This is a genomic window from Halobaculum litoreum (genome assembly GCF_030127125.1).
GTDB classification, from domain to species: Archaea; Halobacteriota; Halobacteria; order Halobacteriales; family Haloferacaceae; genus Halobaculum; species Halobaculum litoreum.
This window is the reverse complement of record NZ_CP126156.1, coordinates 1420631-1433468: the sequence shown is the minus strand read 5'-3', so window position 1 is coordinate 1433468 and position 12838 is coordinate 1420631. Positions and strand designations below refer to the sequence as shown.

Genomic DNA, 12838 nt, shown 5'->3' with positions numbered 1-12838 from the left:
TGTCACCGCCGGCGGCGGTTCAGTCGCCGCCGAACACCGCCGTCCGCCCCGAGCGCCGTCCGAGCCGGAGCAGCGCGGGCAGCGCCGCGAGCGCGAGGAGGAACTCGCTGCCGCCGGCGACGACGAACGCCGCGAGGAACCCCGCCTCGGCGGCGACGGCGCCGCCGACGAGCGAGCCGGCGAGGAAGCCGAGGCTGCCGGCGGCGTTGAAGCCGGCGACGGCCGCCCCGCGGTCGGTGTCGGCCGCGAGGTCGACGACGAGCGCGAGCGTCGCGGGGGCCATCAGCGCGCCGAGGACGCCGACGGCGACCATCCCGACCGCGACGAGGGGCACCGTCGGCGCGAGCCCGACCCCGATCACCGCGAGCCCGTACACCGCCGACCCGGCGGCGACGGGGGCGACCCGCCCGACGCGGTCCGACAGGAGGCCGAAGGGGTACTGCAGGAGCGCGAAGGGGGCGAAGAACGCCGCGAGCAACAGCCCCGTCGCGCCCGGTCCGAGCCCGAACGCCTCGCGGAAGTACAGCGTGCCGACGAGCGCGAAGAAGCCGGCCGTGAGCCGGTCGACGAAGGCGAACGCGTACGGCACCGTCAGGTCGCGCCGGTCGCGCAGGCCCGCGAGCAGCGCGGCGAGGCCGCCGTGACTGCGCCCGTCGCCCGCACCGCCGGCCGTCGAAGGCGGGCTGTCGGGGACCGCGAGCGCGCCCACGGCCGCGACGGCGAGGAGGACCGCCGCCCCGTACAGCGGGACGACGGTGCCGACCTCGAACAGTTGGCCGCCCAGCGGCGCGCCGACGGCGGTGCCGACGCCGATGGCGATGCCGGCGACGCCCATGTTGCGGCCGTTGCCGCCCGAGCGGTCCGCCAGCGCCGAGATCGCCAGCGACAGCGCGCCGACGGTCGCGCCGCCTTGGAGCGCGCGCAGGAGGAGGACGCCTGCGAACGGGAGGCTCGTGTCCACGGCGACGGCCAGCGCGAGGTAGCCGACCGCGCCGCCCGCGGCCGCGAGCGCGACGAGGCGGCGGCGCTCGCCGATCCGGTCGGAGAGCGTCCCCCAGGGCCCGGCGAACACGACGAACGCGGCGAACTCGACCGCGAGGAACAGCGTGGGGGCGCCGACGCCCGTCCCGCCGAACGCCGCCGCGAGGATGTCGACGCCCGGGTACACGAGCGTCTGGGCGAGCAGCACCGCCGCGACGACGGCCGCGAGCGCGACGCGGTCGCGCCGGTCGGCCGCGGGGTCAGCCGGGTCGCTCCCGTCCGTCATGGGCGCCCGTTGTCCCCCGGCGGGCTTGAGCGTTCGGCGTCGGCGGCCGGCCGACGGCGGCACGACGGCCCCCGAGGGGAAGGCTTACGGTCGGCGTCGTCCGAGTTGCCAGCCATGAACGAGGAACCGGTCGACGACCGCCCCGTCCGACCCGCGCGGGGTGGACGGCCGTGAGCGTCGGGCAGCGGGTCACGTCGGACCACCAGCTCGCGCGGCTCCTCCAGATCGGCGTGGTGCTGGAGGAGGTGGTCGAGGCGCGCTCGACCCACCACCACCGCGAGATGGAGGACGAGTTCGACGCGGAACTCGACACGCTGTTGCGGGAGGCGGCCGCGGAGTCGGCCGAGCACCGCGAGCGGCTGGAGGAGTTGATCGCGGAACTCGACGCCGAGTCCGTCTCCTACGAGGAGATCGAGGCCCTCGTCGAGGCGCAGTACGGGAAGACGAAGCCGGAGGACTTCGACGGCGTCCTCTACGACCAGCTGTGCAACGAGGAGACGGCGTACAAGTTCTACGACGACCTGATCGGGGCCATCGAGGGGAGCGACTCGTCGTTCTCCGTCGACCGCGAGCGGGTGCTCGACACGCTCCGGAGCATCCGCGCCGAGGAGGCCGAGGGCGTCGAGGAAGTGACGGCGGTCATGGAGCGCCGATAACGATGAACACCGCAGACCAGTACCTCAAGGCCATCTACCTCGTGCAGGCGGTGGAGGACGGCCCGGCGTCGACCGGGTCGGTCGCGGACGCGCTCGACGTGAGCCCCGCCTCCGCCAACGAGATGATCGGGAAGCTCGAGGAGCGCGGCCTCGCCGAACACGAGAAGTACAAGGGCGTCTCGCTCACCGACGAGGGTATCGTCCGCGCCCGCGACGCCCTCTCGAACTACTGCATCATCGAGCGGTTCCTCGCGAACGTGCTGGAGGTCGAGGAGTTCCGCTCGGAGGCGCGCTCGCTGGAGGCGGTCATCGACGACACCGTCGCCGAACGCCTCGACACGATCATCGACCGGTCGACGGAGTGCCCGGACTGCTTCGACGCCGAGACCGACGCCTGCGAGTACCTCGCCGAGGTCGAAGCCGAACACACCGCCGACTGAATCGCGTCGGCGGCGAAGCATCGGAAATCGCGGGGTTGGAGCCCGCTTGCGGTAGTTCTCGGCCACTAGGCCACCGTCATTAAGTGGGTTCGTCTGCAACGTACGTTCACGATGGGTACCGGTGTCGCGGGTCGACTGCTGTCGATCGTGGGGCGGGGAGAGAACCGGAACGACTTCGAGTGCGTCGGCTGTGGCCGGGGGTTCGACGCGAACCGACAGCAGTGTCCCGACTGCGAGGGGTTCGACATCCGTCGGGCGTGAACGACAGAAGGTAATCCTATTGTAGGTCCGCCCGGTAGCACGGGGTGTGGAGTCCCGTGGTGTAGTGGCCAATCATGAGGGCCTTTGGAGCCTTCGACGGCGGTTCGAATCCGCCCGGGACTATCGACCCGTTCCCGTCCGTCCCCGCGGCGTGGCGGCGACGTTTTCACCGTGCACAGCCCACGAGCGACCGTGACGCTCACCGTTCACGACATCCGTAACGGCATCCGCGGCGGCGTCGGCCGGTTCAAACGGGAGACGACCGCGGCGTTCACCAAAGAGGAGTTGGCGGCGATCGCGGACGCGCTCGACGTCCACCCGCGACACCGGTCGTCGAACGAGGCGACGCGCGCGGCGATCCGTGCCGCGGTCGGCGTAGCCGACACTCCGGAGGCGGCGGCCACCGGAAGCCTCTCGAAACCGGAGTTGCGCGCGGTCGCCGACGCGCTCGGCGTCGACCCCGTGGAGGGTGACGAGCCCGAGCCGCTGTACTGAGTCGGCTGGAGGCGGCCGGGCCGGCGGAGTCAGATGAACGAGACGGCGTACGCGAGCGACGAGAACAGCATCAGCCCCACGAGGATCAGCGCGAGCACCTGCTGACGGTCCATGGATCGCGGTTCCCCGCGCGAGGCAAAACGCTGACGCTCACAGACTGAACAGCAGGAACGGGACGCCGAACAGCAGCAGCGTCATGACGGCGAGGATCGCGCCGTAGGCGGCGAGCGTGCCGGCGGCCGCGCGGAACGACTCGTGGTCGAGGGGGCCGAGGTCCATGACCGACCGTTCGCGGGCGGCGGCAAAACGGTTCCCCTCGGAGCCAGTCGGTCGACCGCCCCTCGCCGCCGCGGACGGCCTCCGAACCGTTCAAGCACCGTGCGGCGCAGGGACGGCTATGGGAACGCCGCTCGACTCGCGCGAGGCGCAGGCCGTCGAGGTGCTCGACAGGCTCTACGACCAGTACCCGGACACGGACATCTCGCTGAACTTCACCACCCGGCTCGAACTGCTCGTCGCGGTCGTCCTCTCGGCGCAGTGCACCGACGAGCGCGTCAACGAGGTGTGCGAGGACCTCTTCGAGAAGTACACCACGGCCGAGGACTACGCGAACGCCAGCGAGGAACAGCTCGCGGAGGACATCTACGGCATCACGTTCCACAACAACAAGGGCGGTTACCTGAAGGGGATCGGCGAGATCCTCGTCGCCGAGCACGACGGCGCGGTGCCCGACACGATGACCGAGTTGACCGACCTGCCCGGCGTCGGGCGGAAGACGGCGAACGTCGTCCTCCAGCACGCCCACGACGTGACCGAGGGCATCGTCGTCGACACCCACGTCCAGCGCATCTCGCGACGGCTCGGCCTCACCGAGGAGGAGCGGCCCGAAGCCATCGAGACCGACCTGATGGGCGTCGTTCCGGAGGACGACTGGCGGATGTTCACCCACCTGTTCATCAGCCACGGGCGCGCGACCTGCACCGCCCGGAGCCCCGAGTGCGACGACTGCGTGCTCGCCGACCTGTGTCCCTCCGAGCGGGGCGACGCCGCGGTCGACCTCGCCAGCGGCGAGGCGTGGTAGGGCGTCGGGGTCCCCGGAGCCGTCCCGCCCTCAGTTCGGCCGCCGCGTTTACCCGCCACTCTCGTCAACGCGAGCACATGTCCGATTCCAGCGGACACGGCACCGACGTCGAAGAGGACACGGAGCTGGAAACGGCCGAGGACGCGACGTCCTCGAAGGACGACGCCGAGGCGCCCGAGGAGGCCGTGCCGGACCGGGAGCCGGGGCGCGACGACACCGACGGCGAGGCGCGCGAGGAGGAGGCCGCCGAGCAGGAGAACCCCGACGCCCACCGCGACGAACCGCCGTATCGGTCCTGACGGACGGCGAGCCGTCTCGTCGCCCGATCTCAGGCGATGTAGAGCCCGTAGTACCGGTACAGGCCGACGCCGTACGCGAGGAACCAGAACAGCACGTAGCCGAACACGCCGATCCGGAGGCGCCCCCGCCACGCGGCCATGTTCTCGTGGAGGTCGTTGAGGTTCGTGTCGGGGTCGTCGAGGTCGTAGAGGTCGTTCTCGCGTTTCACCTGAAAGATCCGCACGATCCCGGTCAGGCCGAACGCCAGCAGCGCGTACGCCTGCAGCCCGAGAAAGGCGTGCAGCGCCGCGACGCCGCCGAACTGCTGGAGCAGCCGCGGGGCCATCCAGACGGCCACGGGGATCGTGTTGAGCACGAGCCCCGGGAGGATCACGCGCAGGTGCCGCACGAGGCGGTCCCACGTGACGTGGTCCTGATCGCGGCCCACCATGATCCACGCGCCGTACAGGTAGAACGGCAGGCTCGCCGTCACCATCGCACCCGCGACCGTCGCCGTCGTCCCCTCCGACACCATCCACCCGGCACTCGGGGTGGCTGACCCCTAAGCCCTCCGGCGTCGCCCCGGGGGTCGCCCCCTCGTCGACCCCGGGACGCTCCGCGGGCGGGTCGGCCGCGTCGCCGAGGGGGCGCGAGCGGGGCGCGGTGGTCGCGGCGCTTATGCGGCTACGGCCCCGACTTCGGGGCGAATGACCGACGTCTCGGACGAGCCGGCGGGCGCTGACGACACCGACACGCCGGCCCCCGACCACGACGGCCCGGACGCCGCCGACCCGGCGGCGGCCGACGACGCGTCCATCGAGGCGCTGCGCGCCGAGGTCGAGGAGAAGTACGACTTCGACAACTTCCGGCCCGCGGACATGGCCGAGATGACGGTGGACGAGTGGGAGGCGGCGTTCGACCCGGACACGTGGATCACCGGTCGCGACCTGCTCGATCGCGTCGAGAAGGACCTCCGCAACCGGATCGCCTCCCGCGAGGTGTTCGCCGTGCTCGACCGCCGCACGGACCCGCCCTCGGTGGTCGCGTACTCCGACGAGGGGTTCGCGATCGTGTACGAGGACGGGAGCGTCGAGGGGGAGGGGACCGTCCTGCGCGACGTGAAACCGACGGTGGCGCTGTGCTCGATGGACTCCTACGAGGTCCGCGAGCCGCCCGAGCAGTACGAACTGCCGACGCCCGAGGAGGTGCAGGGCGGCACCGGCGAGTTCGGGAACCTGATGATCCAGGCGGTCGCCGGGATGCAGATCCTCGGCGGGCTCGTCCTCGGCGCCGTCTGGCTGTTGAGCGTCCTCTCGCGTGGGCCGGTGACGTGGGTGCCGTTCCTCCCGGACTTCTCGGTGACGACCATCGCCGCCCCCGTCGCGTCGGCGTTCTTCCTGCTCGTCGGGGTGTTCCTGTTCGCCATCGTCGCGAACGCCCGGCTGTCCGACCGCTTCCGCGCGGAGGAGTACCGCGACCGACTCCGCGCCGCCGGCATCGCCGACCGCGGGGAGGGCGCGGAGTTCGTCCCGTTCGAGGAGGTCGCCGAGCGGGCGTTGGCGGAGGCCCGCGGCGAGGCGCCCGACTCGCCCGACACGTCGGTGCCGTCGGCCGACGGATCCGGGGGGCGGGACACCCCCGAACGGGTACGGGGCGGCGCCGACGAAACCGACGGATAGCGGGGCGTTGTGCGGCGTACGACGCGGGGGCGAGGTCGGTGGGTTTATGCGCGCCCAACCCCGACCGTACACTACCGATGAAGAGGCGGGACTTTATGCGACAGGCCGGCGGTGCGACGGCCGCCCTCGGGGCGGGCGCGACCGCGACGGCCGGCACCGCGACGGCCCAAGAAGAGGGCGGTGGCGGCGGGCAGAAACCCGACTTCGGCGGGTACACCGACGGCGCCGAGGGCGGCGACTACCTCGACGCCCGCGGCGAGTCGGAGGTGACCGTGGACGTCGGCGGCGGCGGGGGCCTCGCGTTCCTGCCGACGGAACTGTGGATCGACACCGGCACGACCGTCGTGTTCGACTGGTCCTCCGACGGTCACAACGTCATCTTCGACGACAACCCCGGCAGCGTCTCCGGCCACGAGCCGCTGGAGGGCGAGGGGTTCTCGTTCGAGGTGACGTTCGAGTCCGGCGGGATCTACACGTACTACTGTGACCCCCACCGCTCGCTCGGAATGGTCGGCGCCATCGCGGTCGGCGAAGACGTGCCCACCGTGTCCACCGGCGGCGGCGGCCCCAAGGAACTGCACGAGCTCGGCGTCGCGATCCAGGCCCACTGGGTCGGCGCCGCGACCATCCTCGGGATCGTCATGAGCGTGATCTTCACCTTCTACCTGGTGAAGTACGGGGAGTCCGCCCACACGGGCACGGGGAGGTAAACCATGTCCAGTACCGGATCCACCTACGGCGACATCCACCGCTACGAACCGGCGCGCGAGAGCACCGCCGCGGCCATCGCGATCGTCCTCCTGACGATCGTCGAGGTCGTGTTCGTGTTCATGTTCACCTACGGCCTCGTCAACGGCTGGGGCCTCTCGGACACGGGGAACATGTTCCTCGGCGGCGTCCTCGCGGTGATATTCATCGATCTCGCGTTCATCCTCGCGCTGTACCGCAAGGAGTTCCTCCCGGACGTCATGATCGTGAAGAAGCGGCGTCGCAAGTGGGAGGACCTGTACATCCGCGAGGAGGACGTCGACGGAACCACCCTCGGGACCGACGCGTGGGAGCAGGTCAAACGCGCCGTCTACCCCTACTACAAACGGTGAAAGGATGAGTCTGGAAAAGAAAGACGAGTACGACCACAAGAACTGGCTGGATAGCAAGGACCTCACGCCGGTGGAGGCGACGTTCCTCACCGCGCTCATCTGGGTCGACAAGCGTCTCCGCATCGTCGACTACCTCGAACTGCTGGAGTCGCTGTACTACCGGTCGAACCTCCAGATGCCGAAGTCCCACACCGAACAGTACGACCTGGACAACAAGTTCTGGTACTGGTACGCGCTGTACACGCTGGGGTTCTTCAGTACCCTCGCGTACGTGGTGGCGGCCATCTCCGGCGCCCTCCTCGGGTTCTACTACGTGCCCGCGGTCGGGTCGGCGGGGCCGGGCGAGGCGTCGATCGCCTACAGCCAGATCGCGTTCATCATGCGCGACCTCCAGTTCGGCTTCATGCTGCGCTCGATCCACCGGTGGTCGGCGCAGGTGATGACCGCCGCGGTGTTCCTGCACATGCTGCGCGTCTACTTCACGGGCGCGTACAAGGAGCCGCGCGAGCTGAACTGGCTGCTCGGCATCGTCCTCATCTCGCTCACGATGGTGTTCGGGTACACCGGGTACCTCCTGCCGTGGGACCAGCTGGCGTTCTGGGCCGGCCAGATCGGCGTCGAGATGAGCCTCTCGATCCCCCTCATCGGCGAGTGGGTCGCCCAACTCCTGTTCGGCGGCTTCTCGCTGAGCCAGGCGACGCTCCAGCGAATGTACATCCTCCACGTGTTCCTGCTCCCGTTCGTGGTGACCACCCTCATCGCGATCCACATCGGCATCGTGTGGGTGCAGGGCATCGCGGAGCCGCACTAATCGAACAATGACCGACAACGACACCCAAGACGTGGAAACCGACGGCGGCACCGGCATCGTCGCGCCGGACGACGAGACCCCGACGTGGCGCGAGCGCAAGGAGCGCACGGAGGGGCTCTCCCGGCTGACGTACGAGTACTTCGAGCGGGCGCGCAGCGAGGACGAGTCGCTGCGCCGCGAGTCCGACTACGTCGAGCGCGACGTGCTCGCGTTCCCGACGTGGCCCCACGAGACGGTTCGCAACCTCGCGTTGACGAGCTTCTTCGTCGGGATGATCATCTTCCTGTCGGCGACGCTGCCGCCGCACATCGGCGACCCGGCGAACCCGAACTCGACGCCGGCGATCATCCTGCCCGACTGGTACCTGTACTGGTCGTTCGGCCTGCTCAAGCTCGGTCCGCTCAACCCCGAGCTGGCCATCCTCGGCGGCCAGAAGCTGATGGCCGACCGCACGTACGGCGTGCTCGCCAACGGCATCGTCGTCGGCGCCATCGCGATCGTCCCCTTCATCAACAAGGGGTCGGCGCGCCGCCCCGTCGAGCAGCCGTTCTGGGCGGCCGTCGGCGTGTTCGGCATCGGCCTCGCGTTCACGCTGTCGATGCTGTCCGTCAAGAACCTCATGCCGATGAACGTCGACCTGCTGTTCGACCTGACGTTCCTCGTGCCGCCCATCATGGGCATCGTCACGTACGCGGTGCTGAAGACGATGCGCGAGGGGTACATGTACGACCTCAACCGCCGGTACTACCGGCTGCGGCCGCCGAAGTAGCGCGGCCCCGCCCGGTCGCCGGTCCCGACTCTTCGGTTCGCCGCTCCCGTCTCCCCGCCGTCAGACTCGCACCCCGGAGCGACGGCCCCGTCGCGCGGGCGATGCCGCAGGACATAGTACCGTCCGGCCCCTCCGGAGAGGTATGAGCGAGACGCCGAGCGACGGCGGGTCCGCGACCGCGACCGACGACGGGCCACCGGGGTCGACCGCCGCGGCCGACGGCGCCGCCGAGCCGGACGAGCGGCCGCCGGAGCCGGACGGCCCCGTCGCGAGCGGCGAGGGCGCGCCCGCGACGTGGTCGTCCCCATCGCGCTGTACAAACGGATCACCGCCTACTCGACGCTGACGGCCGTCGTCGCGGTCGTGCTCGGGTTCGTGATGCTCGACGCGGCGACGCTGCAGGTGTCGCTGACGCGGCGGTTCGTCGTCGGCGCGTTCGGCGCCGTCGGGGTCGTGCCGCCGGAGACGTTCCTGACGGCGCTGTTCTCCGTGGTCGGGCTCGGACTGATCGCGTTCGGGGCGGGCGTGTACGTGCTCGGATCGCGGTTCCGCGCCGCGGGCATGACCGCCGAGAACGGAAACTCTCAAGACGACGACGCCGAAGTGTAGGACAATGGCAGACGAGTTCATCAAAGGCATGGCCCTCTTCTGTGGCGCGGGCCTCGCGTGGATGGTGCTCGCGGGGTGGTACCGGACGCCGTCGTTCGAGAGCCCCCGGCAGCTCATCGCGGCGCCGCCGGAGCCGAACACGGTGTTCGACGCGATCGGCATCTTCCTCAACGACGTGTTCTTCTGGACGGCGATCATCGGCGCCCTCACGTTCTGGGTGCTGATCCCGGGGCTGCGACAGCTGCGCGACTCCACCTCGCCCGCGTAACCGACGTGCCACGGGCCCGGTCGCCCCGCGGGGCGGCGCTTTTGTCCCCCGGCCTCCCATCCTCGCCATGAGCCGCCGGACCGCCGTCCGCCGCGTCGGGATCGTCATCCTCGTCGCCAACGTCGTCCTCGCGGTCGCCAAGGCGCTCGTGTGGTACGCCACCGGGAGCCTCGCCGTCGGCTCCGAGGCGGTGAACTCCGTCGCCGACGTCGCCTACTCGGCGGTCGTCGTCGCGGGGCTGTACCTGACGACCCAGCCGCCGGACTTCGAGCACCCGCACGGCCACGAACGCATCGAGCCGTTCGTCTCGCTGTTCGTCGCCGCCGGGGTGCTCGTCGCCGGCATCGGGGTCGCCTACTCCGGGGCGACGGCGCTGTTGGCCCCCGGCCCCGAGCGGGCGTTCACGGGCGGGCCGCTCGCGGTCGGCGTGCTCGTCGGGACCGGCGTCGTGAAACTCCTCCTGTACCGCTACTGTCTGCGGATCGGCGAGGGACGCGACTCCCCGGCGCTGGTGGCGACGGCGCTGGACAACCGCAACGACACGCTCACCGCGACGGCCGCGCTCGTGGGCGTCGCGGGGGCGGCCGCGGGCTACCCCGCGCTGGACGCCGTCGCGGCGATCGCCGTCTCCGTGGGGATCCTGTACACCGGCTACGAGATCGTCCGCGACAACGTCGGCTACCTCGTCGGCGCCGCCCCGCCCGAGGACCTCCGGCGGGAGATCCTCGACGCCGCCCTCTCGCACCCGGAGGTGCGGGGCGCCCACGACGTGGTCGCCCACTACGTCGGCCCGGAGGTGGACGTGAGCCTCCACATCGAGGTGGAGGGGGAGCGCTCGCTGTTCGAGGCGCACGACATCGAGACCGCGGTCGTCGAGTCGATCCGGGCGATCCCCGCCGTCGACGACGTGTTCGTCCACGTCGACCCGAAGGAGCTCGGCGAGTGGAAGGAGGCCGACGACGCCCGGATCGCCGCCGAGGAGGCGGACGCCCCCGAGGGACCGCCGGTCGGGGACCGCGGCGACGCCGAGGGCCGCTGCCGGCCGCGGCGCGTGCGCACGGGGCCGCGGCGAACGCTTTTCACCCGACCGCGACAGGGACGAACGTGACAGACCTACTCGCGGGACGGACGGCGGTCGTGACGGGCGCGGCGAGCGGGAACGGGCGGTCCATCGCTCGACGGTACGCCGAGGAGGGCGCGGACGTGGTCGTGGCGGACCTCCGCGAGGAGCCGCGCGAGGGCGGCGAGCCCACCCACGACCTGATCGCCGCCGAGACCGACCGCGAGGCGGCGTTCGTCGAGTGTGACGTGAGCGACCCGGCGGAGTTGGAGGCGGCCGTCGAGGCCGCCGAGCGGTTCGGCGGCGTCGACGTGATGGTGAACAACGCGGGCATCTATCGCCCGGAGAACTTCCTCGAGTCCACCGAGGACGAGTTCGACCGCCTGATGGGCGTGAACGCGAAGGGCGTCTACTTCGGCGCGCAGGCGGCGGCGAAGCGGATGGTCGCCGCGGCCGACGAGCGCGACGAGGACGACCCGCAGCCGTCGATCATCAACATGTCCAGCGCCGCGGGCATCCGCGGCGAGGGGCGACTCGTCACCTACTCGATGTCGAAGGGGGCGGTGCGGCTGTTCACGTACGCGCTGGCGGACACGCTCGGCGACGCGGGGATCCGGGTGAACGCCATCCACCCGGGGTTCGTCGAGACGGCGATGACGACGCAGGACGTGGAGTTGGTGGGGACGGAGACGGAGGCCCGGATGTCGGCGACCATCCCGAGCGGGCGGTTCGGCCAACCCGAGGAGGTGGCCGACGCGGCGGTGTACCTCGCCAGCGACATGGCAAGCTACGTCACCGGCGAGTCGCTCGTCGTCGACGGCGGGATGACGAGCACCTGAGCGGCCGCGCGCGCCGCGTCGGCCCCGACCGGCCGAGTGGACCCGGTCAGTAGAAGTGGAGCCGGTTCTCGTCGTCGTCGACGCCCCCGACAGCGTCGTCGACGGGTCGTCCCGGACGGCGGCGTCACCCGTCGGGTCCGCGCCCGCGATCCGGGCGGCGGCCCGGGCGGCCGCACGGAGCCCGTCCCGGAGGGTCGCGGCGTCGCCGCCGGCGTCGGGTACGCCGGCGACCACCGTCCGGTCGCCCGCGGTCCGATCGCGCTCGTGGACGGCCAGCGCCTCGTCGCCGGTCGCGCCGGCGGCGGTGATCACGAGGTCGCGGGGGTGGTCGTCGTGGCGGAGCGTGACGCCGTCGGCCGGGAGGCCGTCGCCGAACTGGACGACCTCCGTGCCGACGCGCCAGCCGTCGGGGACGAGCGCGTCGACCGGGAGTTCGTGGAGGGTGTCCCGCAGCGTGCGCTCGGTCCGGGTCGACCCGAGGTCCGTCCGTCCGCCCTCGGCGGGGAACCGGGACATGGGTACGTGTTGGTCGTGAATCGACATGAATGCCGCGGCCGTCGCCCCGCTACGCCCCGGAGATCGTCAGTCGGATGTGCCCGAGCAGCGGGATCCGGAGCCGTGCCTCCGCGCGGATCCGGTCGGGTCGCACCAGGGGTGAGTTCCCGTTCACCTGGTCGTACCGCTCGTTGGCGTCCCCCTTCGTGACGAACCCCGCGTACGGTGCCGGGCAGTCCGCGAGGTCGCGACAGGAGTCGACGTCCGGCGGGAGAAACGCCGGATCGGCCTCGCCGTACCAGTTCTCGCCGGCCTCCACGTACAGGTGGGCGCGGTGGATGATCGGCGAGCCGGGTTTCGTCGGCGAGTCGAACACGATGACGTCGCCGCGCGCGCCGAGCGTCCGGCCGTCGGCGGGCGCGTCGGCGGTCGGGACCACGCCCGCCGCGGTGCCGGGGCCGTCGCGGGTCGGCTCCGCGACGACGATCAGGTCGCCCCGTTCCATGTGTGGCTCCATGCTCCCCGACTCGACGGCGACCATCGGCGGCCACACGCCCGTGAGGCCGAACAGCAGCGAGGAGACGACGAGGACGCCGACGCCGACCTGGACGGTGTCGACCAACGTCTGCCGGACGGCGTCGTGCACGCCCGGACCTGACGAGCAGGCGATGAAAGCTCTTGTGGAGCAGCCGGTACGTATCCGGCCGCACGACGCCGGTCCGCGGGCGG

At 71.2% G+C, this 12838-nt stretch carries 19 protein-coding genes and 1 tRNA gene; 16 read left to right on the top strand and 4 right to left on the bottom strand.

The window, feature by feature from the left end; translation table 11 throughout:
* Positions 1 to 19 precede the first annotated feature (19 nt).
* Entirely contained in the window at positions 20 to 1267 is a 1248-nt protein-coding gene (locus P0R35_RS07795; RefSeq protein ID WP_284011947.1) for an MFS transporter, read from the bottom strand.
* Between the two features lie 170 nt (positions 1268 to 1437).
* On the opposite strand from P0R35_RS07795, the gene P0R35_RS07790 reads away from it, so the two are divergent.
* From P0R35_RS07790 to P0R35_RS07770, 5 genes are all read left to right on the top strand, one after another.
* Positions 1438 to 1923, top strand: a complete 486-nt coding sequence (locus P0R35_RS07790; RefSeq protein ID WP_284011945.1) for a ferritin-like domain-containing protein — start codon at positions 1438 to 1440, stop codon at positions 1921 to 1923.
* A gap of 2 nt (positions 1924 to 1925) precedes the next feature.
* Entirely contained in the window at positions 1926 to 2363 is a 438-nt protein-coding gene (locus P0R35_RS07785) for a metal-dependent transcriptional regulator (RefSeq protein ID WP_284011944.1), read from the top strand.
* Between the two features lie 111 nt (positions 2364 to 2474).
* Entirely contained in the window at positions 2475 to 2624 is a 150-nt protein-coding gene (locus P0R35_RS07780; protein WP_284011943.1) for a hypothetical protein, read from the top strand.
* A 50-nt stretch (positions 2625 to 2674) separates the two neighbouring features.
* A tRNA-Gln gene (locus tag P0R35_RS07775) sits at positions 2675 to 2747 on the top strand.
* Positions 2748 to 2816: 69 nt separating this feature from the next.
* Entirely contained in the window at positions 2817 to 3119 is a 303-nt protein-coding gene (locus P0R35_RS07770; RefSeq protein ID WP_284011942.1) for a hypothetical protein, read from the top strand.
* A 150-nt stretch (positions 3120 to 3269) separates the two neighbouring features.
* On the opposite strand, the gene P0R35_RS07765 is transcribed toward P0R35_RS07770, so the two are convergent.
* A complete protein-coding gene (locus tag P0R35_RS07765) occupies positions 3270 to 3398 on the bottom strand; it encodes a hypothetical protein (protein WP_284011941.1) in 129 nt (42 codons plus the stop codon).
* 118 nt (positions 3399 to 3516) lie between these two features.
* On the opposite strand from P0R35_RS07765, the gene nth reads away from it, so the two are divergent.
* Both nth and P0R35_RS07755 read left to right on the top strand, forming a co-directional pair.
* Entirely contained in the window at positions 3517 to 4200 is a 684-nt protein-coding gene (gene nth, locus P0R35_RS07760; RefSeq protein ID WP_284011940.1) for an endonuclease III, read from the top strand.
* Positions 4201 to 4277: 77 nt separating this feature from the next.
* Complete coding sequence (locus P0R35_RS07755) at positions 4278 to 4499, top strand: hypothetical protein (RefSeq protein WP_284011939.1); 222 nt, start codon at positions 4278 to 4280, stop codon at positions 4497 to 4499.
* A 29-nt stretch (positions 4500 to 4528) separates the two neighbouring features.
* On the opposite strand, the gene P0R35_RS07750 is transcribed toward P0R35_RS07755, so the two are convergent.
* Positions 4529 to 5014, bottom strand: coding sequence for a DUF7321 family protein (locus P0R35_RS07750; RefSeq protein ID WP_284011937.1), 486 nt, complete (start codon positions 5012 to 5014; stop codon positions 4529 to 4531).
* Between the two features lie 172 nt (positions 5015 to 5186).
* Between P0R35_RS07750 and P0R35_RS07745 the strand changes: the two genes are divergently transcribed.
* The 9 genes from P0R35_RS07745 to P0R35_RS07705 all read left to right on the top strand — a co-directional run bounded on the left by P0R35_RS07745 (position 5187) and on the right by P0R35_RS07705 (position 11614).
* Positions 5187 to 6158 carry a DUF7319 domain-containing protein gene (locus P0R35_RS07745; RefSeq protein WP_284011936.1) on the top strand — a complete coding sequence of 324 codons (972 nt, stop codon included), beginning with the start codon at positions 5187 to 5189 and terminating at the stop codon, positions 6156 to 6158.
* A gap of 77 nt (positions 6159 to 6235) precedes the next feature.
* The gene (locus tag P0R35_RS07740; RefSeq protein ID WP_284011935.1) at positions 6236 to 6868 is read left to right on the top strand and encodes a plastocyanin/azurin family copper-binding protein; all 633 of its coding nucleotides are present in this window, start codon (positions 6236 to 6238) and stop codon (positions 6866 to 6868) included.
* 3 nt (positions 6869 to 6871) lie between these two features.
* Positions 6872 to 7258: a DUF7318 family protein gene (locus P0R35_RS07735; protein WP_284011934.1), complete on the top strand. Its 387-nt coding sequence runs from the start codon at positions 6872 to 6874 to the stop codon at positions 7256 to 7258.
* 4 nt (positions 7259 to 7262) lie between these two features.
* A complete protein-coding gene (locus P0R35_RS07730; protein ID WP_284011933.1) occupies positions 7263 to 8069 on the top strand; it encodes a cytochrome b in 807 nt (268 codons plus the stop codon).
* 7 nt (positions 8070 to 8076) lie between these two features.
* On the top strand, positions 8077 to 8838 hold the full coding sequence (locus P0R35_RS07725; protein WP_284011932.1) for a cytochrome b family protein: 762 nt from the start codon (positions 8077 to 8079) through the stop codon (positions 8836 to 8838).
* A 294-nt stretch (positions 8839 to 9132) separates the two neighbouring features.
* Complete coding sequence (locus P0R35_RS07720; protein WP_284011931.1) at positions 9133 to 9447, top strand: DUF7315 family membrane protein; 315 nt, start codon at positions 9133 to 9135, stop codon at positions 9445 to 9447.
* Positions 9448 to 9451: 4 nt separating this feature from the next.
* Complete coding sequence (locus tag P0R35_RS07715; RefSeq protein WP_284011930.1) at positions 9452 to 9715, top strand: DUF7314 family protein; 264 nt, start codon at positions 9452 to 9454, stop codon at positions 9713 to 9715.
* 67 nt (positions 9716 to 9782) lie between these two features.
* Positions 9783 to 10823: a cation diffusion facilitator family transporter gene (locus P0R35_RS07710; RefSeq protein ID WP_284011929.1), complete on the top strand. Its 1041-nt coding sequence runs from the start codon at positions 9783 to 9785 to the stop codon at positions 10821 to 10823.
* A complete protein-coding gene (locus P0R35_RS07705; RefSeq protein WP_284011928.1) occupies positions 10820 to 11614 on the top strand; it encodes an SDR family oxidoreductase in 795 nt (264 codons plus the stop codon). The genes P0R35_RS07710 and P0R35_RS07705 overlap by 4 nt, the downstream gene beginning before the upstream one ends.
* A 565-nt stretch (positions 11615 to 12179) precedes the next feature.
* Here the strand turns inward: P0R35_RS07705 and P0R35_RS07700 are convergent.
* The gene (locus tag P0R35_RS07700) at positions 12180 to 12755 is read right to left on the bottom strand and encodes a S26 family signal peptidase (protein WP_284011927.1); all 576 of its coding nucleotides are present in this window, start codon (positions 12753 to 12755) and stop codon (positions 12180 to 12182) included.
* Positions 12756 to 12838 lie beyond the last annotated feature (83 nt).